The sequence below is a fragment of the Glutamicibacter nicotianae genome, assembly GCF_002797775.1.
Taxonomy (GTDB): domain Bacteria; phylum Actinomycetota; class Actinomycetes; order Actinomycetales; family Micrococcaceae; genus Glutamicibacter; species Glutamicibacter nicotianae.
In genome coordinates this window covers 3436320-3459735 of the sequence record NZ_PGEY01000001.1, presented here as the reverse complement: position 1 = coordinate 3459735, position 23416 = coordinate 3436320, and the positions used below count along the sequence as shown (strand labels likewise).

General features: G+C 55.9%; 8 protein-coding genes, 3 tRNA genes, 7 rRNA genes and 2 pseudogenes. 3 read left to right on the top strand and 17 right to left on the bottom strand.

Features of this window, described 5'->3' with window-relative positions; genetic code table 11:
* The 3 genes and pseudogenes from ATK23_RS16135 to ATK23_RS16125 all read left to right on the top strand — a co-directional run.
* Positions 1–387 (top strand): annotated as a pseudogene (locus ATK23_RS16135) (trehalose-6-phosphate synthase); the annotation flags it as partial.
* Between the two features lie 41 nt (positions 388–428).
* Positions 429–1166: a trehalose-phosphatase gene (otsB, locus tag ATK23_RS16130; protein ID WP_157801669.1), complete on the top strand. Its 738-nt coding sequence runs from the start codon at positions 429–431 to the stop codon at positions 1164–1166.
* A gap of 109 nt (positions 1167–1275) precedes the next feature.
* A pseudogene (locus tag ATK23_RS16125) lies at positions 1276–2341 on the top strand (ABC transporter ATP-binding protein).
* A 122-nt stretch (positions 2342–2463) separates the two neighbouring features.
* On the opposite strand, the gene rrf (ATK23_RS16120) reads toward ATK23_RS16125, so the two are convergent.
* The 17 genes from rrf (ATK23_RS16120) to cysS form a co-directional block, all read right to left on the bottom strand.
* Positions 2464–2580, bottom strand: a 5S ribosomal RNA gene (gene rrf, locus ATK23_RS16120).
* Positions 2581–2724: 144 nt separating this feature from the next.
* The gene (locus ATK23_RS16115) at positions 2725–3507 is read right to left on the bottom strand and encodes an SDR family oxidoreductase (protein ID WP_066140251.1); all 783 of its coding nucleotides are present in this window, start codon (positions 3505–3507) and stop codon (positions 2725–2727) included.
* Positions 3508–3790: 283 nt separating this feature from the next.
* A 5S ribosomal RNA gene (gene rrf, locus ATK23_RS16110) occupies positions 3791–3907 on the bottom strand.
* Positions 3908–4071: 164 nt separating this feature from the next.
* Positions 4072–7205, bottom strand: a 23S ribosomal RNA gene (locus ATK23_RS16105).
* A 596-nt stretch (positions 7206–7801) separates the two neighbouring features.
* Positions 7802–9327 (bottom strand): 16S ribosomal RNA (locus tag ATK23_RS16100).
* Together the 16S, 23S and 5S rRNA genes form the textbook arrangement of a ribosomal RNA operon.
* Positions 9328–10446: 1119 nt before the next feature.
* Positions 10447–10791, bottom strand: a complete 345-nt coding sequence (locus ATK23_RS16095) for a hypothetical protein (RefSeq protein WP_157801668.1) — start codon at positions 10789–10791, stop codon at positions 10447–10449.
* A 138-nt stretch (positions 10792–10929) separates the two neighbouring features.
* Positions 10930–11005 (bottom strand) — tRNA-Glu (locus ATK23_RS16090).
* Between the two features lie 47 nt (positions 11006–11052).
* A tRNA-Gln gene (locus ATK23_RS16085) sits at positions 11053–11124 on the bottom strand.
* A gap of 291 nt (positions 11125–11415) precedes the next feature.
* Positions 11416–11489: transfer RNA gene (locus ATK23_RS16080), tRNA-Pro, on the bottom strand.
* 108 nt (positions 11490–11597) lie between these two features.
* Positions 11598–11696, bottom strand: a complete 99-nt coding sequence (locus ATK23_RS16825; protein ID WP_407645327.1) for an FAD-linked oxidase C-terminal domain-containing protein — start codon at positions 11694–11696, stop codon at positions 11598–11600.
* A 14-nt stretch (positions 11697–11710) separates the two neighbouring features.
* Positions 11711–12160, bottom strand: a complete 450-nt coding sequence (locus ATK23_RS16070) for an FAD-binding oxidoreductase (protein ID WP_083515737.1) — start codon at positions 12158–12160, stop codon at positions 11711–11713.
* 176 nt (positions 12161–12336) lie between these two features.
* Positions 12337–13761, bottom strand: coding sequence for an amino acid permease (locus tag ATK23_RS16065; protein ID WP_066144787.1), 1425 nt, complete (start codon positions 13759–13761; stop codon positions 12337–12339).
* Between the two features lie 1083 nt (positions 13762–14844).
* Positions 14845–14961 (bottom strand): 5S ribosomal RNA (rrf, locus tag ATK23_RS16060).
* Positions 14962–15125: 164 nt separating this feature from the next.
* Positions 15126–18259 (bottom strand): 23S ribosomal RNA (locus tag ATK23_RS16055).
* Between the two features lie 596 nt (positions 18260–18855).
* Positions 18856–20381, bottom strand: a 16S ribosomal RNA gene (locus ATK23_RS16050).
* 560 nt (positions 20382–20941) lie between these two features.
* Positions 20942–21889 (bottom strand): 23S rRNA (guanosine(2251)-2'-O)-methyltransferase RlmB, encoded by a 948-nt coding sequence (rlmB, locus tag ATK23_RS16045; RefSeq protein WP_066144108.1) that lies wholly within the window; start codon positions 21887–21889, stop codon positions 20942–20944.
* Positions 21890–21940: 51 nt separating this feature from the next.
* A complete protein-coding gene (gene cysS / locus ATK23_RS16040) occupies positions 21941–23392 on the bottom strand; it encodes a cysteine--tRNA ligase (protein ID WP_066144105.1) in 1452 nt (483 codons plus the stop codon).
* Between the last annotated feature and the right edge of the window lie 24 nt (positions 23393–23416).

The following is a 23416-nucleotide window of genomic DNA, read 5'->3' as shown; positions in this document are numbered from 1 at the left end:
CCAGTCCTATCCGCTGCGCGAAAATGATCGCCATGTACCTGGCCGCCGACGTCCTGCTGGTCACGGCCCTGCGCGATGGCATGAACCTGGTGGCCAAGGAGTACGTCGCCGCGCACCAGGATGGCCGCGGCGTGCTGGTGCTCTCGGAGTACCACCGGTGCTGCTGATCAGCTGACCCAGGCGGTACTGGTCAATCCCCACGACATCGACGGGATGAAGGCCAAAATCGTGGAAGCGGTCCAGATGAACGAGACGGAGCAGGAACGCCGGATGAAGCGCATGAACCGCCATTTGGCGCTCAATGATGTTTCCAAATGGTCCGATGATTTCCTGGCTGAACTGGCCGAGATCAATGCGGCCACCTCCGTGCACGAAATCGTTCGCTAAGCAGATTCCCGCGGGAATCGTGATCCTTGATGAGGAACGCATTGCCAGAACTAGATCCTTCCCTGCATGCCGCGCTGGCTGGATTTGCCGGCCACCAGCGGGTGCTCGTGGCTTTGGACTTTGACGGAACGATGTCTCCGCTGGTCGACCGGCCGCAAGATGCCCGGCCGCTGCCTCAGACCGCTGCCGCATTCGAGCAGCTGGCGGCCAGCCCCGGGGTATACACCGCTGTAGTGTCTGGCCGTAACCTGCAGTCCTTGCGCGAGGTCTACCCGCAGCCGCGTCCAGGGATTTGCATTGGCTCGCACGGTGCCGAACGTTTGGTTCCGTCCTGGCTGGGTGCAAACTGGCAGGATGAGCCGCTGACCGCCGAGCAAACCGCACTGCTTGGAACAGTGACCCAGCGATTGGAGCACGTCGCGGCAGCGCATGAGAACGCCAGTCTGGAGTACAAGCCGTCGGCCACGGTCCTGCATGTCCGCCAGGCACTGCCGGATGCGGCTGCCAAGGCCTTGGCACAGGCGCGGCAAGCCCTTGCTGATTTGGACGGTGTGAAACTGCTCGATGGCAAGGCGGTCTTGGAAGCCACCGTGCATCACGGCGACAAGGGCCAAAGCCTGCAGTGGCTGCGTGAGACCCTCGACGTGCAGGCGGTCCTTTTTGCTGGCGATGACGTCACCGACGAGAACGGATTCAGGGTCCTCGGCGCGGAAGATGTGGGCATCAAGGTGGGATCCGGGCCAACAGCGGCAGCGTATTCTATCTCTTCGCCCTGCTGATCTGCCAGATCTTTTGAAAAAGTCTCATTTCCATGCGAAACTGAAGTGTCCCAATTCACTTTCACTACGGATCGTCGGGCACGTACCTGCCCGTGAAAGGATTGTCATCATGGCAACTGTGACCTTTGAAAAGGCCACCCGCATTTACCCGGGCGCACTTGTGCCCTCCGTCGACGCAATCGACTTGGAAATCCAAGATGGAGAATTCCTTGTTCTGGTTGGCCCCTCGGGTTGCGGCAAATCCACGACTCTGCGCATGCTTGCAGGCTTGGAAGAAGTAAATTCCGGCCGCATTCTCATTGGCGACAAGGACGTGACCAACGTTCCGCCAAAGGACCGCGACATCGCCATGGTCTTCCAGAACTACGCGCTGTACCCCCACATGACCGTCGCCGAGAATATGGGCTTTGCCTTGAAGATCGCCGGCGTCGACAAGGAAGAGCGCAAGCAGCGTGTGCTGGAAGCAGCCAAGCTTCTGGACCTGGAGAAGTACCTGGACCGCAAGCCCAAGGCCCTCTCGGGCGGCCAGCGCCAGCGTGTGGCCATGGGCCGCGCCATTCCGTTCGCCCCAGGTGTTCTTGATGGACGAACCACTGTCCAACCTCGATGCAAAGCTGCGTGTGCAGACCCGTACCCAGATCGCTTCGCTGACACGACGTCTGGGAGTCACGACCGTATATGTGACCCACGATCAGGTGGAAGCGCTGACCATGGGCGACCGCGTTGCGGTGCTCAAGGACGGCGAGCTGCAGCAGGTAGGCACCCCACGCGAGCTCTATGATCGCCCACGCAATGTGTTCGTCGCAGGTTTCATCGGTTCCCCTGCCATGAACCTGGTGCAGCTGCAGTCGTCCAATGGACAGGTGGCTTTCGGTTCAACCACCATCGACGCACCGGGAGCCCAAGGTGGAACGACTTTGGGCTTCCGCCCAGAGGACATCGAGATCGTCAGTGCCGGCGAAGGCGTCGAGATTGTTGTAGACGTGGTTGAAGAGCTCGGCGCAGATGCCTACATCTACGGCTCGGCAGAGTTGGACGGCAAAACCCAGATGGTAGTTGTTCGTGTTGATGGCCGTACGCCTCCTGCACGTGGAGCGCGCATCAACATTGCACCAAATCTGCAGCACGTGCACCTGTTTGATACTGAAAGCGGTCTGCGTTTGGACAACGCCTAGTACCTGCAACATCGGCGGCTCGGAAATGAATTTCCGAGCCGCCGATGATTTTAAACGGTGGCGCACCTTCTCGGTTAAACCTCGAAGGCCCGAACTCTTGTTCGGGGCCTTCGGCAAATTATGTCCGGCGATGACCTACTCTCCCACACCCTCCCGAGTGCAGTACCATCGGCGCTGTGGGTCTTAGCTTCCAGGTTCGGTATGGAGCTGGGCGTTTCCCCCACGCTATGATCGCCGTAACTCTATGCCTCATGGCTAGCCATGGGAAAACTACGGTGTCATTCGCGATTGCGACAACTCCATAACTATATCAAGCACGCAGGGGTTGCGCCACTTCAGAACCGATTAGCAGCAGTGTCCTTCGCCATACTCGGCTGCCAGATCTAGCTCCAGATGTTATCCCCGCGCAACGTAGCCTCCGCACCGCCGTCGCAGTAGATGGTTTGGCCGGTAATGTGGGTGTTTTCTTCACTCGTCAGCCACAGCAGTAGTCTGGCGATCACCACAGCCTCAGAGTGGTAATTCAGCGGCATCGGCACATTCTGGTCGACCATTGCTTTGCCTTCGTCGGTGGCCAGCAATTCGCGAGTCATGTTGGTGATCACGGTGCCAGGAGCCACAGCATTCAATGGGATTCCTGCGCCGGCCCACTTCTCCGTGATGCATTCACGGCGTACCCAGCGGCTCAGCGCGCGCTTGGAGGACGGGTAGTTCAAGTAGCCGGCTCCAGGGCCAGCGGCTTCCAGCTCTGCGCCAATGGCCAGGGATGCCTCTTCGTCGCCCGTAAGCAATGCTTCGACGAGTTCAGCGGAATTCTGCTGGATCGAAGCCATCGAGGACACGACGGCCACACGCGGTGCCGTCGATTGCCCCAGAGCTGGCAGGAGGCCTTCCAGATACTCGGTAACACCGAAGTAGTTTACCGACACCGTAATTGCCTTGGGAGCCGAAATTCCCGCGGCAGCGATGACAGCGTCAATCTTGCCTTCGGAAAGCTCTAGAGTCTGCTTGATGGCACTTAGCCGGCCTTCCTGAGTCGACAGGTCAGCCGCGACGTCAGTATCGCGTAGATCAACGCCGATGACCTTGTGCCCACGTTCGCGAATCAATTCAGTTGTGGCTGCACCAATGCCGGAAGCAGCGCCAGTAACGACATAAGTTCTCACGTTCGGTTTCCCTCTTTCGCAATTGGAAGATGAGTCGAGAGACCATCGATGAGTCAGTCGCGGCCTCGCTCATATCCCACACTAGGCCTATTTTCGGTGTCCTCTTGAACTACGATGCCTAAGTCAAGCATTTGTGGTCGCAGGTCGACACGGCAGCGGCCAGCGGCCGAACCCCCTTTAAACACGAACAGGCCAGACGTTGCGCCTGGCCACCCGCACACTCACGGGTTAAACAGGTGAGGCTCCAACCAAACGGTTAGAGCCTCAAACCCACTTAGGTTAAGTCCGGCGGTGACCTACTCTCCCACACCCTCACGAGTGCAGTACCATCGGCGCAATGGGCCTTAGCTTCCGGGTTCGGTATGGGACCGGGCGTTTCCCCCACGCTATGACCGCCGTAACAATCACGAAGCACACAAACCAAATATTTCCTGGTCAGTGTTTTCCGGTGCTACAAAGTCTTGTAACTCATCTTGCATTTATTGGTTAGAGGTTGTTGTCTCGTAACCGCATAGTGAACGCGAACAGCATTGAAAAATATCAGTTCAATCATTGTTTTATTGTGTGTTGTAAGCCATCGGCCTATTAGTACAGGTCAGCTGCACAAGTCTTCAGTCCTTGCTTCCACATCCTGCCTATCAACCCAGTGGTCTAGCTGGGGGCCTCTCACACACAAAGGTGCATGGAAATCTCATCTCGAAGCAGGCTTCCCGCTTAGATGCTTTCAGCGGTTATCCCTTCCAAACGTAGCTAATCAGCGATGCACTTGGCAGTACAACTGACACACCAGAGGTTCGTCCGTCCCGGTCCTCTCGTACTAAGGACAGCCCTTCTCAAATTTCCAACGCGCGCAGCGGATAGGGACCGAACTGTCTCACGACGTTCTAAACCCAGCTCGCGTACCGCTTTAATGGGCGAACAGCCCAACCCTTGGGACCTACTCCAGCCCCAGGATGCGACGAGCCGACATCGAGGTGCCAAACCATGCCGTCGATATGGACTCTTGGGCAAGATCAGCCTGTTATCCCCGAGGTACCTTTTATCCGTTGAGCGACGGCCCTTCCACGAGGTGCCGCCGGATCACTAGTCCCGACTTTCGTCCCTGCTCGAGCTGTCACTCTCACAGTCAAGCTCCCTTGTGCACTTACACTCGACACCTGATTGCCAACCAGGCTGAGGGAACCTTTGGGCGCCTCCGTTACATTTTAGGAGGCAACCGCCCCAGTTAAACTACCCATCAGGCACTGTCCCTGAACCAGATCATGGTCCGAAGTTAGGTGACCGGTACAGCCAGAGTGGTATTTCAACGATGACTCCACCTGGACTAGCGTCCAAGCTTCACAGTCTCCCACCTATCCTACACAAGCTGCACCGAACACCAATACCAAACTATAGTAAAGGTCTCGGGGTCTTTCCGTCCTGCTGCGCGTAACGAGCATCTTTACTCGTACTGCAATTTCGCCGAGTTCATGGTTGAGACAGCGGGGAAGTCGTTACTCCATTCGTGCAGGTCGGAACTTACCCGACAAGGAATTTCGCTACCTTAGGATGGTTATAGTTACCACCGCCGTTTACTGGGGCTTAAATTCTCAGCTTCGCCACAAGGGCTAACCAGTCCTCTTAACCTTCCAGCACCGGGCAGGAGTCAGTCCGTATACATCGTCTTGCGACTTCGCACGGACCTGTGTTTTTAGTAAACAGTCGCTTCCCCCTGGTCTCTGCGGCCCACACCCGCATCAGAGAAGCAAGTTCTCATCACGGGGCAGGCCCCCCTTCTTCCGAAGTTACGGGGGCATTTTGCCGAGTTCCTTAACCATGATTCTCTCGATCGCCTTAGTATTCTCTACCTGATCACCTGTGTCGGTTTGGGGTACGGGCGGACTGGGACCTCGCGCCGATGCTTTTCTAGGCAGCATAGGATCACCGAATCACCCCGAAAACGGGGCGCCTATCAGGTCTCAGAATATATGAGCGGCGGATTTGCCAACCGCTCTTCCTACACCCTTGGACCAGGTCAATTCCATTGCCTGGCTCGGCTACCTTCCTGCGTCACACCTGTTAATACGCTGACCTCACTGCATCGGTTCCCACCACACCACCAGCAACCATTCCCGAAGGAACAAATCACCGGATCCGTCATGGTTAGCATCCACAGCTCAGTATGGGCGGTCCTTCGCCGGTACGGGAATATCAACCCGTTGTCCATCGACTACGCCTGTCGGCCTCGCCTTAGGTCCCGACTAACCCAGGGCAGATTAGCTTAACCCTGGAACCCTTGATCATTCGGCGGACGGGTTTCTCACCCGTCATTCGCTACTCATGCCTGCATTCTCACTCGTGTGGCCTCCACCGCTGGTTTCCACCGCGACTTCACCGTCCACACGACGCTCCCCTACCCATCCAAACACCCAATCGAAACCAGGTTAATATTTGAATGACGCAACTTCGGCGGTGTGCTTGAGCCCCGCTACATTATCGGCGCGGAATCACTTGACCAGTGAGCTATTACGCACTCTTTCAAGGGTGGCTGCTTCTAAGCCAACCTCCTGGTTGTCACAGCAACTCCACATCCTTTTCCACTTAGCACACGCTTAGGGGCCTTAGTTGGCGTTCTGGGCTGTTTCCCTCTCGACTATGAAGCTTATCCCCCACAGTCTCACTGCTGCGCTCTCACTTGCCGGCATTCGGAGTTTGGCTAAGGTCAGTAACCTTGTAGGGCCCATCGCCTATCCAGTAGCTCTACCTCCAGCAAGAAACACGCAACGCTGCACCTAAATGCATTTCGGGGAGAACCAGCTATCACGAAGTTTGATTGGCCTTTCACCCCTACCCACAGCTCATCCCCTCCATTTTCAACTGAAGTGGGTTCGGTCCTCCACACGCTCTTACACGCGCTTCAACCTGGCCATGGGTAGATCACTTCGCTTCGGGTCTAGATCACGCCACTCAAACGCCCTATTCAGACTCGCTTTCGCTACGGCTTCCCCACACGGGTTAACCTCGCGACGTAACACTAACTCGCAGGCTCATTCTTCAAAAGGCACGCCATCACCAGGGAACAAGTCCCCAGCTCTAACGGATTGTAAGCGCACGGTTTCAGGTACTATTTCACTCCCCTCCCGGGGTACTTTTCACCATTCCCTCACGGTACTGATTCACTATCGGTCATCAAGTAGTATTCAGGCTTACCAGGTGGTCCTGGCAGATTCACACAAGGTTTCACGGGCCCCGTGCTACTCGGGTATCAACACTAGAACGGCAGACACGCATTACACCTACGGGACTATCACCCTCTCTGGTCCGGCATTCCAACCGATTCACCTATACGCCTGCACCTCATCCCACCAGCAAGATAGCACTGGTACATGTCAACCCCACAACCCCGGTGATGCAACGCCTATCCGCTATCACACACCAACCGGTTTAGCCCCATCCGCGTTCGCTCGCCACTACTAACGGAATCACTGTTGTTTTCTCTTCCTGCGGGTACTGAGATGTTTCACTTCCCCGCGTTCCCTCCACACAGCCTATACATTCAGCTGCAGGTCACACCACATAACATGGTGCGGGGTTCCCCCATTCGGAAATCCTGGTCTCAACGTCCGGTTATCGACTCCACCAGGCTTATCGCAGATTCCCACGTCCTTCATCGGCTCTTGATGCCAAGGCATCCACCGTGCGCCCTTAAAAACTTCAACACAAATCAAAGTCTCAGAATTGAGCAATAAAACAATCTAACAAAATCACGCAGACAAGACTCCAACACCAACCAATCCCAGGAAAAGGACCAGCCAGCTCATCTCATCTGCAAGATGCTCGCGTTCACTATACAGTTCCCAAACAACAACCCCGCACCCCCGCAACAACACCCCAAAACCAACACCAACCAAAGGCCAGCGTCAATCCAACAGGACATCCTTGCAGCAAACACAGGACAAACACCGAAACACCAAGAACCCCTCACCCAAGCGAACACCACCAGGACCCTCCCCACAGGAAGAACCCCGGCAACCATTCACCAGGAAAGGAGGCTTGTTGCCTCAAAACCCAACAGCATGCCAAACCATACAAACCACACAACACCCACACACCGCATTCCAGCACCGCAAGAAGAAAACCCCCTGCAATGCGTACTAGCAGATGCCCAAGCACCACGCGGCCACAGCCAATACCCCGCACCAGCATCAGCCAGCACGTTTTCCGGTATTGAGTCCATTGATATTCCACCCATGAGCAACCCACCCGGACAACACTCGTGTCCAGCATGGGCAACCAATAATGGTTAGCTCCTTAGAAAGGAGGTGATCCAGCCGCACCTTCCGGTACGGCTACCTTGTTACGACTTAGTCCCAATCGCCAGTCCCACCTTCGACGACTCCCCCCACACAAGGTGGTTAGGCCATCGGCTTCGGGTGTTACCAACTTTCGTGACTTGACGGGCGGTGTGTACAAGGCCCGGGAACGTATTCACCGCAGCGTTGCTGATCTGCGATTACTAGCGACTCCGACTTCATGGGGTCGAGTTGCAGACCCCAATCCGAACTGAGACCGGCTTTTAGGGATTAGCTCCACCTCACAGTATCGCAACCCATTGTACCGGCCATTGTAGCATGCGTGAAGCCCAAGACATAAGGGGCATGATGATTTGACGTCATCCCCACCTTCCTCCGAGTTGACCCCGGCAGTCTCCCATGAGTCCCCACCACTACGTGCTGGCAACATGGAACGAGGGTTGCGCTCGTTGCGGGACTTAACCCAACATCTCACGACACGAGCTGACGACAACCATGCACCACCTGTGAACCAGCCCCGAAGGGAAACCCCATCTCTGGAGCGGTCTGGCACATGTCAAGCCTTGGTAAGGTTCTTCGCGTTGCATCGAATTAATCCGCATGCTCCGCCGCTTGTGCGGGCCCCCGTCAATTCCTTTGAGTTTTAGCCTTGCGGCCGTACTCCCCAGGCGGGGCACTTAATGCGTTAGCTACGGCGCGGAAAACGTGGAATGTCCCCCACACCTAGTGCCCAACGTTTACGGCATGGACTACCAGGGTATCTAATCCTGTTCGCTCCCCATGCTTTCGCTCCTCAGCGTCAGTAAATGCCCAGAGACCTGCCTTCGCCATCGGTGTTCCTCCTGATATCTGCGCATTTCACCGCTACACCAGGAATTCCAGTCTCCCCTACATCACTCTAGTCTGCCCGTACCCACCGCAGATCCGAGGTTGAGCCTCGGACTTTCACGGCAGACGCGACAAACCGCCTACGAGCTCTTTACGCCCAATAAATCCGGATAACGCTTGCGCCCTACGTATTACCGCGGCTGCTGGCACGTAGTTAGCCGGCGCTTCTTCTGCAGGTACCGTCACTTTCGCTTCTTCCCTACTGAAAGAGGTTTACAACCCGAAGGCCGTCATCCCTCACGCGGCGTCGCTGCATCAGGCTTGCGCCCATTGTGCAATATTCCCCACTGCTGCCTCCCGTAGGAGTCTGGGCCGTGTCTCAGTCCCAGTGTGGCCGGTCACCCTCTCAGGCCGGCTACCCGTCGTCGCCTTGGTGAGCCATTACCTCACCAACAAGCTGATAGGCCGCGAGTCCATCCCCCACCGATAAATCTTTCCACCACAAAACATGCGTTCCAGGGTCATATCCGGTATTAGACCCAGTTTCCCGGGCTTATCCCAGAGTCGGGGGCAGGTTACTCACGTGTTACTCACCCGTTCGCCACTAATCCACCCAGCAAGCTGGGCTTCATCGTTCGACTTGCATGTGTTAAGCACGCCGCCAGCGTTCATCCTGAGCCAGGATCAAACTCTCCATAAAAAACAAAAAGCCACCAGCAACCCCTTGGAAAAGAAGGGCGAAGCCGATGAAGTCCTGGCGAATAATAAAACACTCAAGAACACTGCACGGGGGTGCAATGCCTCAAGCAAATGTTATGTATTCACCAAATAAAAATATTCGGTATCAACAAACTTGGCACACTATTGAGTTCTCAAACAACAAACACTCTCGACACCACACCAGCCACCCTTTGATGGCCGCTGCTTCGCTCCGGAGCAACTTTTCCAACTTACCAGAGTTCCTGATCCGATCAAAATCGGTGGAAAACCTTGAGTGGAAAGTGATTGGCTGCCGGGTAAACATTCGGTAGATTCCGTGTTGTTTCCGTTCCGGCAACAGATAAAAACTATACACAGGTTTTCAGGGCTCCGCAAATCGACAGGACGCTTTTTGCAGTGATCGTCGTTACCCTATGAGGGCATGTTCCGCGGCGGCATATTGGCACGCCCCAAGAGTCTTTCGCATTGGTTCGAGAATCTAAGGGCCCTCGCCTCGATGTCTGCTGGATCTCCATACGAATAGCGAACATTCCCAGGATGGCAGAATCGTCAATGCTCAGGATCCGAAGACCATGCCAAGCAAAGCATCGAAACGGATGCCAGCAATGCAGCCTGTGAACGCCTGGTCCATGCGGGATAAACGTAGGACCCCGTGATTCCAAGAACCTTGACCAGACACCCAAAGTGCCGCCACGGTAAATCCCCTAGCTGCAATCGCTATGCAGAAGAATTCGATGGGCTGTATTCGTTTGTAGCCAAAAGTAATGTCATCAAAAGTTAGGCGTCGAACGGCGCTTGGACGCCACGGTGGCCGTTGCCCTAGCCACAGGTGATCTGGAGTGGATTAGTCCCGCAGGCCGTAAAACGGGAGTTCATGATTCGAAACGAGGCAAGACGGACACCGTGTCGTTCTTCACCCAAGAAGGCGCCGGCCTACCTTCGATGCCGTTTCAGTGTTGCCCGCAATCTGAGTCAGTCCGTATTTCACTGGTACATCCATTGAGCCAACGACTCAGGCGATCACGACAGGTTTCAGTAGGACCTATGAAGAGATCGTTGAAACGCAGTGGTGGCTCTACGGCTCTACGGCTCTACGGCTCTACGGCTCCACGGCTCCACGGCTCCACGGCTCCACGGCTCCACGGCTCCACGGCTCCACGGCTCCACGGCTCCACGGCTCCACGGCTCCACGGCTCCACGGCTCCACGGCTCCACGGCTCCACGGCTCCACGGCTCCACGGCTCCACGGCTCCACGGCTCCACGGCTCCACGGCTCCACGGCTCCACGGCTCCACGGCTCCACGGCTCCACGGCTCCACGGCTCCACGGCTCCACGGCTCCACGGCTCCACGGCTCCACGGCTCCACGGCTCCACGGCTCCACGGCTCCACGGCTCCACGGCTCCACGGCTCCACGGCTCCACGGCCAGCGTCCCGTCATCCACATTAGAACTGCAAACCAGGCCGGCCTTGTCGAAGGGATGCCTAGTTTGGGGAAGCTCTAGTTAAAGCCGAATTCGAATCCGTCCATAGTTTCCGTGCATAAAAAAATCGCGGAACATAAGTTCCGCGATTTTTTGCTTTGGTGACCCCAACGGGATTCGAACCCGTGTTGCTGCCGTGAGAGGGCAGAGTACTAGGCCGCTATACGATGGGGCCGTATGCTGAAGAAAATCTTCAGCTCACCAAATTTCTTTGGTGAAGCGCTGGGATACCAGGACTCGAACCTAGAATGACGGAACCAGAAACCGTTGTGTTGCCAATTACACCATATCCCAATGTGACTTGGTATTCGTTTGCTTCAGCAGCCGAAGCTGATCCGCATTGAATGCCTTAGCACGAGATATAACTATACCTAAAAAAATCTCAGATCGCACATCCTGAGGCGATATCCTCGAGTGATCTGCAGCTCGTTTGCTGGAACGCTTGTTATGGAACTGCCATTCGCTACAGGACAGCCTTCGAACTGCCCCCTAAAACCCAGAAAGCTATTTAGGTTTTACCGGGTGTTGCTGGGGCGGCTTAACGCAAAAAAAAGGGGGAACCGTAGTTCCCCCTTTTGCTGCAAGTCGGGATAACAGGATTTGAACCTGCGACCTCGTCGTCCCGAACGACGCGCGCTACCAAGCTGCGCCATATCCCGTGGTTACAACCCTTTCACTATACACCCGTGCAGAACTATTTTCAGAGTCCGCCATGCCTGCGCGTTTCGCATCGCCAGTTCATTGGCTGCCCCTCGTAGGTTCTTACTTTAAATGGCTTTCCCGGGATTCAAGATATTCAACGGATCCAGAAGACGTTTGATCTGCTGTTGGAGTTCGACCACTTCACTTGATTGCTCCCATTGCAACCAATCCTTTTTAATCAATCCGACACCGTGTTCACCGGTATCTTGTAGCTCGCAGTATCCGGGGCATACATGAGACCGAGTTCTGCAACGGCTTCGTTCAGCTGATGATTGATGACGCCAGGTTCAACAACAGCGACTTCATCTTCCGGGCGGATTTCTAGAATTCTATTCATTCTGCTCAGGTTCAACACGATGGCATCGCCTAGCACGTGAACGCCCCCGGAAACACCAGTGCCGGCACCGCGGCTAATCACCGGCACCTTGTATTCAGTGGCCAAGCGTAGAACATGTTGGACATCCGCTACGGAACTGGCGAAAACCACGCCTAGCGATTCAACGGGATTCCCCGACAATTGCCCGAAGACCCTGGAGTTTTCTCGAAGCACCACACGCGATGTTTCGAGGGCTCCGTCCGGTAACGCTGCGCTTAAGGCATCTAGGAATTCAGCGTGGGTAGTTGCCATCGTCATCTCCACGAGTCGATGTCTGCAGGTATTTACCTGAGACTAAGGCTTACGGCAGGCAAAGGTGAACTAGATGACTTGCCTATGCAATAGCTGTCCGGTGCACGGCGCCGTTTGTGCCCTCATTACGGGTCACCTTGCAGCAGGCCTATGTCACGGCCCAGCATTCTTTGAGGCTATCGCCGTTCAGCTGCTGAGGTCTCTTCCATCTTCGTTGCTTGGGTTTCAGCTGGACTAGCCTTTACTCTTACGAACAGCCGATAGCAGATGCCCAGGATTGCAACCCAAATTAGACCAGTAATGAGCGCACTGCGCGTTTCCGGAATAATGCCAATAAGGACGATCACAAAGATCATGAAGGCCAACGCCAAGTAGCTGCCCACGGGCCACAACGGAACTGGGAATGCTGATGGTTCAAGAGCATCTCTGTCTATCCGATGCTTCATCCGGATATGCGAGATCAAGATCATCGACCAAACGACAACGGTCGCGAACGTAGCCAATGCAGCGATCAGGAAGAAGATCTGGTCTTCGAACCATATGTTCAGCACGACACCGATAAGCAGCGCACCGATCATCGATAAAGATGTCACCCATGGGACACCGTTAGCCGTGGTCTTCATGAACACCTGGGGTGCCTGGCCTTGCTTGGCCATGCCGTGAATCATGCGTCCTGCGCCGAAGATGTCCGCGTTGATTGCTGAAAGTGCCGCTGTGATGACGATGAAATTCAGAACGTTCGCTGCAGACGAGAAACCGATGCTGGAGAAGATCGAGACGAATGGACTCTCATTGCCATCGATCGTGTTCCATGGCTGAATGCACATGATGACACCGAGCGTCAGCACGTAGAACAATAGGATGCGCACTGGGACAGAGTTGATCGCCTGCGGTATGACCTTTCGGGGGTTTTGTGCTTCGCCGGCAGTAATGCCGATTACCTCGGTGCCACCGAAGGCAAACATGACGATCGTCAGCGAGGCGAGAACTCCCCAAATACCGTTCGGCATGAAACCCCCGTTAGCGAAGAGATTGGATAGACCAGCAGCGCCTTCGCTTTGATTTCCCAGACCGAAGACGATTACGAGAACTCCACCTGCGATCATTGCAACGATGGCGACGACCTTGACCAGCGAGAACCAGAACTCCAGTTCCCCGAAGACTTTGACCGAAAGCAGGTTCACGGCAGCGATGAAGAAAACAACCGCCAGGATCCAGATCCATCGTTCAACGTTAGGGAACCAGAAGCCCATATACACGCCAAAAGCTGTCACATCTGCCAGAGCCACCACAAACATTTCAAAGGTGTAAGTCCACCCTGTGGCGAAGCCAGCGAAACGGCCGACAAATTCAGTGGCATAGTTGCCGAATGAGCCGGAGGTCGGATTGCGGACGGCCATTTCTCCCAACGCACGCATCACCATGAACACCACTGCGCCACCGAGTATGTAGGCCAGCAGCACGGCTGGACCAGCCATTTGAATGGCGCTTGCAGAACCGTAGAACAAGCCAGTGCCGATGGCAGACCCTAGGGCGATAAATCTGATATGCCGTGTACTCAAGCCGCGTTTCAAGTTTTGGCTTGTCTGGCTAGTTCGCATATTGCTCCTCCGAGATTCCTAGATGCTCAGTGGGCTCCTACTCACCTTTGCTGGTGCGCATCAACCCCCGCCACCTATGTAATCGCAGTCACAAGCATGTCGGATCGGCGAAATGGTCAAGAGAGTCCGGTACCTCAGACTAGTGATAATTTGAAGCTGAGATACCGGACAGCAGTTCTTTCAAGGGCTTTATTGAATCGTCATGATAAGCCTCTTGGAGCTTCGCCCACTACAGCTGGCATGGAAATGTTTATCTGGTCTGGCTCCGTGCGCATTGCCGTCGCAGTCTCCTGAACTAGCCAACCGACAAAGTGGTGCACTCCGGAAAACTGACAGCAGGAACACGCATCTGTGGACCACAGGCGATCTATTGGAGGCCGAGGCTTCTGCTGTGCGCCTATGTCAGTGCTTTCGTAAAAAGAGGTGAGAGGCCTCGCAATTGCGGATTCGGTGCGCAGTCGTCGGAAAAGCCGAACTATGTGATTGCTCGTGGACTTGAGAACAGGTCAAAACAGCCAATGACGCTGGCGCTCAGTCGAGAGTCACGCGACTCAACGTGGCTGCCACTTTTGCTTGGAAGTCACGTCCTGCACCGCTCGACTTGCCTCGATCTAGCAGTGTTATTTCGCCGGGCGATCGAACCCGGCGAAGAACTGGACGGAGCTAATCGATAGCGACAAGCAGGATAACGAAGTTGAGAGTAGGGGAGCATTTTAGCTTGGCGCAGGCAGTTTTCAATTGGCTATGACACCATCTGGCATGCCTGGCAACCACCCGTCAGTGGAAACAATTGAAACTAGAAAACAATCCTCTGCCCCATACCCGGTTGCACTCGAACATCGGCTATCGGACTAATTTGAAGTTCAATCCTTTAAGGTTGCCAGTCATCACAGCTGGCACCGCAACCCAAAGCCGGCCTGATCCGTTGTGTAACGTGCCGCGGCAGCGGCCAGCGGCCAGCGGCCGAACCCCCTTTAAACACGAACAGGCCAGACGTTGCGCCTGGCCACCCGCACCACCAGCACGGGTTAAACAGGTGAGGCTCCAACCAAACGGTTAGAGCCTCAAACCCACTTAGGTTAAGTCCGGCGGTGACCTACTCTCCCACACCCTCACGAGTGCAGTACCATCGGCGCAATGGGCCTTAGCTTCCGGGTTCGGTATGGGACCGGGCGTTTCCCCCACGCTATGACCGCCGTAACAATCACGAAGCACACAAACCAAATATTTCCTGGTCAGTGTTTTCCGGTGCTACAAAGTCTTGTAACTCATCTTGCATTTATTGGTTAGAGGTTGTTGTCTCGTAACCGCATAGTGAACGCGAACAGCATTGAAAAATATCAGTTCAATCATTGTTTTATTGTGTGTTGTAAGCCATCGGCCTATTAGTACAGGTCAGCTGCACAAGTCTTCAGTCCTTGCTTCCACATCCTGCCTATCAACCCAGTGGTCTAGCTGGGGGCCTCTCACACACAAAGGTGCATGGAAATCTCATCTCGAAGCAGGCTTCCCGCTTAGATGCTTTCAGCGGTTATCCCTTCCAAACGTAGCTAATCAGCGATGCACTTGGCAGTACAACTGACACACCAGAGGTTCGTCCGTCCCGGTCCTCTCGTACTAAGGACAGCCCTTCTCAAATTTCCAACGCGCGCAGCGGATAGGGACCGAACTGTCTCACGACGTTCTAAACCCAGCTCGCGTACCGCTTTAATGGGCGAACAGCCCAACCCTTGGGACCTACTCCAGCCCCAGGATGCGACGAGCCGACATCGAGGTGCCAAACCATGCCGTCGATATGGACTCTTGGGCAAGATCAGCCTGTTATCCCCGAGGTACCTTTTATCCGTTGAGCGACGGCCCTTCCACGAGGTGCCGCCGGATCACTAGTCCCGACTTTCGTCCCTGCTCGAGCTGTCACTCTCACAGTCAAGCTCCCTTGTGCACTTACACTCGACACCTGATTGCCAACCAGGCTGAGGGAACCTTTGGGCGCCTCCGTTACATTTTAGGAGGCAACCGCCCCAGTTAAACTACCCATCAGGCACTGTCCCTGAACCAGATCATGGTCCGAAGTTAGGTGACCGGTACAGCCAGAGTGGTATTTCAACGATGACTCCACCTGGACTAGCGTCCAAGCTTCACAGTCTCCCACCTATCCTACACAAGCTGCACCGAACACCAATACCAAACTATAGTAAAGGTCTCGGGGTCTTTCCGTCCTGCTGCGCGTAACGAGCATCTTTACTCGTACTGCAATTTCGCCGAGTTCATGGTTGAGACAGCGGGGAAGTCGTTACTCCATTCGTGCAGGTCGGAACTTACCCGACAAGGAATTTCGCTACCTTAGGATGGTTATAGTTACCACCGCCGTTTACTGGGGCTTAAATTCTCAGCTTCGCCACAAGGGCTAACCAGTCCTCTTAACCTTCCAGCACCGGGCAGGAGTCAGTCCGTATACATCGTCTTGCGACTTCGCACGGACCTGTGTTTTTAGTAAACAGTCGCTTCCCCCTGGTCTCTGCGGCCCACACCCGCATCAGAGAAGCAAGTTCTCATCACGGGGCAGGCCCCCCTTCTTCCGAAGTTACGGGGGCATTTTGCCGAGTTCCTTAACCATGATTCTCTCGATCGCCTTAGTATTCTCTACCTGATCACCTGTGTCGGTTTGGGGTACGGGCGGACTGGGACCTCGCGCCGATGCTTTTCTAGGCAGCATAGGATCACCGAATCACCCCGAAAACGGGGCGCCTATCAGGTCTCAGAATATATGAGCGGCGGATTTGCCAACCGCTCTTCCTACACCCTTGGACCAGGTCAATTCCATTGCCTGGCTCGGCTACCTTCCTGCGTCACACCTGTTAATACGCTGACCTCACTGCATCGGTTCCCACCACACCACCAGCAACCATTCCCGAAGGAACAAATCACCGGATCCGTCATGGTTAGCATCCACAGCTCAGTATGGGCGGTCCTTCGCCGGTACGGGAATATCAACCCGTTGTCCATCGACTACGCCTGTCGGCCTCGCCTTAGGTCCCGACTAACCCAGGGCAGATTAGCTTAACCCTGGAACCCTTGATCATTCGGCGGACGGGTTTCTCACCCGTCATTCGCTACTCATGCCTGCATTCTCACTCGTGTGGCCTCCACCGCTGGTTTCCACCGCGACTTCACCGTCCACACGACGCTCCCCTACCCATCCAAACACCCAATCGAAACCAGGTTAATATTTGAATGACGCAACTTCGGCGGTGTGCTTGAGCCCCGCTACATTATCGGCGCGGAATCACTTGACCAGTGAGCTATTACGCACTCTTTCAAGGGTGGCTGCTTCTAAGCCAACCTCCTGGTTGTCACAGCAACTCCACATCCTTTTCCACTTAGCACACGCTTAGGGGCCTTAGTTGGCGTTCTGGGCTGTTTCCCTCTCGACTATGAAGCTTATCCCCCACAGTCTCACTGCTGCGCTCTCACTTGCCGGCATTCGGAGTTTGGCTAAGGTCAGTAACCTTGTAGGGCCCATCGCCTATCCAGTAGCTCTACCTCCAGCAAGAAACACGCAACGCTGCACCTAAATGCATTTCGGGGAGAACCAGCTATCACGAAGTTTGATTGGCCTTTCACCCCTACCCACAGCTCATCCCCTCCATTTTCAACTGAAGTGGGTTCGGTCCTCCACACGCTCTTACACGCGCTTCAACCTGGCCATGGGTAGATCACTTCGCTTCGGGTCTAGATCACGCCACTCAAACGCCCTATTCAGACTCGCTTTCGCTACGGCTTCCCCACACGGGTTAACCTCGCGACGTAACACTAACTCGCAGGCTCATTCTTCAAAAGGCACGCCATCACCAGGGAACAAGTCCCCAGCTCTAACGGATTGTAAGCGCACGGTTTCAGGTACTATTTCACTCCCCTCCCGGGGTACTTTTCACCATTCCCTCACGGTACTGATTCACTATCGGTCATCAAGTAGTATTCAGGCTTACCAGGTGGTCCTGGCAGATTCACACAAGGTTTCACGGGCCCCGTGCTACTCGGGTATCAACACTAGAACGGCAGACACGCATTACACCTACGGGACTATCACCCTCTCTGGTCCGGCATTCCAACCGATTCACCTATACGCCTGCACCTCATCCCACCAGCAAGATAGCACTGGTACATGTCAACCCCACAACCCCGGTGATGCAACGCCTATCCGCTATCACACACCAACCGGTTTAGCCCCATCCGCGTTCGCTCGCCACTACTAACGGAATCACTGTTGTTTTCTCTTCCTGCGGGTACTGAGATGTTTCACTTCCCCGCGTTCCCTCCACACAGCCTATACATTCAGCTGCAGGTCACACCACATAACATGGTGCGGGGTTCCCCCATTCGGAAATCCTGGTCTCAACGTCCGGTTATCGACTCCACCAGGCTTATCGCAGATTCCCACGTCCTTCATCGGCTCTTGATGCCAAGGCATCCACCGTGCGCCCTTAAAAACTTCAACACAAATCAAAGTCTCAGAATTGAGCAATAAAACAATCTAACAAAATCACGCAGACAAGACTCCAACACCAACCAATCCCAGGAAAAGGACCAGCCAGCTCATCTCATCTGCAAGATGCTCGCGTTCACTATACAGTTCCCAAACAACAACCCCGCACCCCCGCAACAACACCCCAAAACCAACACCAACCAAAGGCCAGCGTCAATCCAACAGGACATCCTTGCAGCAAACACAGGACAAACACCGAAACACCAAGAACCCCTCACCCAAGCGAACACCACCAGGACCCTCCCCACAGGAAGAACCCCGGCAACCATTCACCAGGAAAGGAGGCTTGTTGCCTCAAAACCCAACAGCATGCCAAACCATACAAACCACACAACACCCACACACCGCATTCCAGCACCGCAAGAAGAAAACCCCCTGCAATGCGTACTAGCAGATGCCCAAGCACCACGCGGCCACAGCCAATACCCCGCACCAGCATCAGCCAGCACGTTTTCCGGTATTGAGTCCATTGATATTCCACCCATGAGCAACCCACCCGGACAACACTCGTGTCCAGCATGGGCAACCAATAATGGTTAGCTCCTTAGAAAGGAGGTGATCCAGCCGCACCTTCCGGTACGGCTACCTTGTTACGACTTAGTCCCAATCGCCAGTCCCACCTTCGACGACTCCCCCCACACAAGGTGGTTAGGCCATCGGCTTCGGGTGTTACCAACTTTCGTGACTTGACGGGCGGTGTGTACAAGGCCCGGGAACGTATTCACCGCAGCGTTGCTGATCTGCGATTACTAGCGACTCCGACTTCATGGGGTCGAGTTGCAGACCCCAATCCGAACTGAGACCGGCTTTTAGGGATTAGCTCCACCTCACAGTATCGCAACCCATTGTACCGGCCATTGTAGCATGCGTGAAGCCCAAGACATAAGGGGCATGATGATTTGACGTCATCCCCACCTTCCTCCGAGTTGACCCCGGCAGTCTCCCATGAGTCCCCACCACTACGTGCTGGCAACATGGAACGAGGGTTGCGCTCGTTGCGGGACTTAACCCAACATCTCACGACACGAGCTGACGACAACCATGCACCACCTGTGAACCAGCCCCGAAGGGAAACCCCATCTCTGGAGCGGTCTGGCACATGTCAAGCCTTGGTAAGGTTCTTCGCGTTGCATCGAATTAATCCGCATGCTCCGCCGCTTGTGCGGGCCCCCGTCAATTCCTTTGAGTTTTAGCCTTGCGGCCGTACTCCCCAGGCGGGGCACTTAATGCGTTAGCTACGGCGCGGAAAACGTGGAATGTCCCCCACACCTAGTGCCCAACGTTTACGGCATGGACTACCAGGGTATCTAATCCTGTTCGCTCCCCATGCTTTCGCTCCTCAGCGTCAGTAAATGCCCAGAGACCTGCCTTCGCCATCGGTGTTCCTCCTGATATCTGCGCATTTCACCGCTACACCAGGAATTCCAGTCTCCCCTACATCACTCTAGTCTGCCCGTACCCACCGCAGATCCGAGGTTGAGCCTCGGACTTTCACGGCAGACGCGACAAACCGCCTACGAGCTCTTTACGCCCAATAAATCCGGATAACGCTTGCGCCCTACGTATTACCGCGGCTGCTGGCACGTAGTTAGCCGGCGCTTCTTCTGCAGGTACCGTCACTTTCGCTTCTTCCCTACTGAAAGAGGTTTACAACCCGAAGGCCGTCATCCCTCACGCGGCGTCGCTGCATCAGGCTTGCGCCCATTGTGCAATATTCCCCACTGCTGCCTCCCGTAGGAGTCTGGGCCGTGTCTCAGTCCCAGTGTGGCCGGTCACCCTCTCAGGCCGGCTACCCGTCGTCGCCTTGGTGAGCCATTACCTCACCAACAAGCTGATAGGCCGCGAGTCCATCCCCCACCGATAAATCTTTCCACCACAAAACATGCGTTCCAGGGTCATATCCGGTATTAGACCCAGTTTCCCGGGCTTATCCCAGAGTCGGGGGCAGGTTACTCACGTGTTACTCACCCGTTCGCCACTAATCCACCCAGCAAGCTGGGCTTCATCGTTCGACTTGCATGTGTTAAGCACGCCGCCAGCGTTCATCCTGAGCCAGGATCAAACTCTCCATAAAAAACAAAAAGCCACCAGCAACCCCTTGGAAAAGAAGGGCGAAGCCGATGAAGTCCTGGCGAATAATAAAACACTCAAGAACACTGCACGGGGGTGCAATGCCTCAAGCAAATGTTATGTATTCACCAAATAAAAATATTCGGTATCAACAAACTTGGCACACTATTGAGTTCTCAAACAACAAACACTCTCGACACCACACCAGCCACCCTTTGATGGCCGCTGCTTCGCTCCGGAGCAACTTTTCCAGCTTACCACCGCGTTGACCATTGTCAACTCGGTATTTCAGGCTGGTTCACCCCACTGTTTCCGATTCGCCTTTTCAGGCCGTCCGGATCAGCGGCGCGAGATAAAACTTTACACGCATCCCGCCACGACGCAAAATCGGCCTGTTTCCAGAACTTGCGGGCTAAAACCCCCGGAATCATGCGGATCCTCAGCATTCCAAGATGAATAGCGGCTGAAAACAACGGAAATTCGTTGTTATGAAGCGGGTCACCTTAACGACCGTGGGTCATAACTTGCCTTGGCAAGTTATGACCCACTCATGATGCTTGGAAGCTACTTGGCCTTCTCAGCACGCAAACGCGATACCTCGTACAGCGAGATGCCAACAGCCATCGAAGCGTTCAGCGATTCCATGGCCGAGTCGATTGGAATCGACACGATCGCGTCGCAGTTTTCGCGAACCAGCCGGGACAGGCCCTTGCCTTCGGAACCAACCACGATGCACAGCGGGCCGGTCGCCAATTCGAAGTTCGGCAGCTGCATATCGCCACCGGCGTCGAGGCCGATCACGAAGATGCCGGCAGCCTTGATTTCCTTCAGCGCGCTGGTCAGGTTGCTGCACTTGGCAACAGGTACGCGAACCGCTGCACCGGCGCTGGTCTTCCACGCCGAGGCGGTCATGCCGACGCTGCGGCGTTCTGGAATGATCACGCCATCTGCGCCGAAGGCCGAAGCCGAACGGACAATCGCGCCCAGGTTACGCGGGTCGGTGATGCCATCCAGTGCCAGGAACAGCGGCTGGGTCTTGGTGTAGCCCTTGTCGAAGTCCTTGATGGTCTTGGTAGCCAGCTGGACTGCGTCCTTGTACTCGTATGGCGGGATCTGCAGGGCCAGGCCCTGGTGGATCGCGTCATCGGTCATGCGGTCCAGCTCAGGCTTGGATGCCTCCATCAGCGGGATGCCATGTTCGGCAGCCAGCTTCAGGGATTCGCGGACACGGTCATCGACGTCGATGCGGATGGCAACATGCAGCGCCTTGGCAGGGATCCCGGCGCGCAGCGCCTCGACGACGGAGTTGCGTCCGGTGACGAATTCGGCGTTGACCTTAATGCGTTCGGTACGGCGGCCGGCGCTGCGCTTGGCAGCCGAGCGCTCGGAAAGCTGCTTGGCACGGTACGCCTTGTGGTACGGGCGGTCCTCTGCCTTAGGGGTCGGGCCCTTGCCCTCGAGGGATCGACGTCCCTTGCCACCACTACCCTTGGTTGGGCCCTTTTTGCTCATTGGTAATTGTCCTTTGGTTTTTGAGTTCGTTGGCGTCGCGCTGATTCGCGACTAGTTATCCAGGGTCCAGCGGGCGCCGTCGGCCGAATCCACCACGGTAATCCCGGCGGATGCCAGTGCATCGCGGATCGCATCGGAGCGCGCCCAGTCCTTGGCTGCCCGCGCTTCGGCGCGTTCGGCCAGCTGCGCCTGGATCAGCTGGTCCAGGGCCTCGTGCTCTGCGGAAGAATCCGACCCTTCATTGCTGCCAGCATCATCCAGGCCCAGCACCTGGGTCATGGCCAGGACCTGGCCCAGGGCCTTGGCGGCGGCAGCGTCATCACGCTGGTCCAGGGAAGCGTTGCCCAGCCGCACGGTTTCATGCAGTGCAGCCAGGGCCATGGGAACGTTCAGGTCATCATCCATCGCGGTGCCGAAGGCTTCCGGCACCGCGGTGGCTGCGATCGCCTCGGCGGCGGCACCCAGGCGGTAGCGCGCATTGGAGATGAAGGTATCCACGCGTTCCACCGCTGCCCCGGCCTCGGTCAGCGAGTCCGGGCGGTAGTCGAGCATCGAACGGTAGTGCGCCTGGCCCAGGAAGTAGCGCACCACGCGGGCATCGGCCAGCGCTAGCATTTCTTCCGGAGAGATGGTGTTGCCGATGGACTTGGACATCTTCTCACCCTCATAGGTGACCATGCCGTTGTGCATCCAGTAGTTGGCGAAGCCGTGGCCTGCCGCATTGGACTGGGCCATCTCGTTCTCGTGGTGCGGGAAGCGCAGATCCAGTCCGCCGCCGTGGATGTCGAATGCGCTGCCCAGGTATTTGCCGGCCATCGCCGAGCACTCGAGGTGCCAGCCCGGGCGGCCGCGTCCCCAGGGGCTGGGCCAGGACGCGGTCAGCGGATCGGTATCCTTGTGCCCCTTCCACAGCGCGAAGTCGCGTGGGTCCCTCTTGCCGCGCGGATCCGAATCCGGGGCGTCCTGCATGTCGTCGACCTTCTGGCGGGTCAATGCGCCGTACTGCTCGTAGGAGCGCACGTCGAAGTAGACATCTCCAGAGCCGTCGGCTGCCGGGTAGGCGTGGCCGCGGTCGATAAGCTGCTCGATCAGCTCATGCATTTCGGTGATGTGACCGGTCGCGCGCGGCTCATAGGTCGGCCGGCGCACGCCTAGCGCCTCGTAGGCCAGCGAGAATTCCTGCTCGAAACGGTACGCCAGGGCGAACCATTCTTCGCGCGGCTTGTAATGGGCATCGGCCTCGAAGTCCGCGGCGAAGGAGTTCGCCGACTTTTCCAGGATCTTGTCTTCGATGTCGGTGACGTTGCGGACGGTGGTGACGGCGAAGCCCCGGTATTCGAGCCAGCGCACCAGGATGTCGAAGACGATGGCACTGCGCACGTGGCCAACGTGCGGCATGCCCTGCACGGTGGCGCCGCAGTAGTACAGCTTGACCTCGCCTTCCACCAGTGGCTGGAAGTCGCGTACGGATGCTGTTTTGGTGTCATAGAATCGCAGGCTCACGCCTTCAAGGTTATCCGATGGATG

What these genes read in the sequence shown, in the direction of transcription:
- ATK23_RS16070 (WP_083515737.1), bottom strand. Translation starts at nt 12,160, where the DNA reads ATGGCAACTACCCACGCTGAATTCCTAGATGCCTTAAGCGCAGCGTTA.
- ATK23_RS16065 (WP_066144787.1), bottom strand. Translation starts at nt 13,761, where the DNA reads ATGCGAACTAGCCAGACAAGCCAAAACTTGAAACGCGGCTTGAGTACA.
- rlmB (WP_066144108.1), bottom strand. Translation starts at nt 21,889, where the DNA reads ATGAGCAAAAAGGGCCCAACCAAGGGTAGTGGTGGCAAGGGACGTCGA.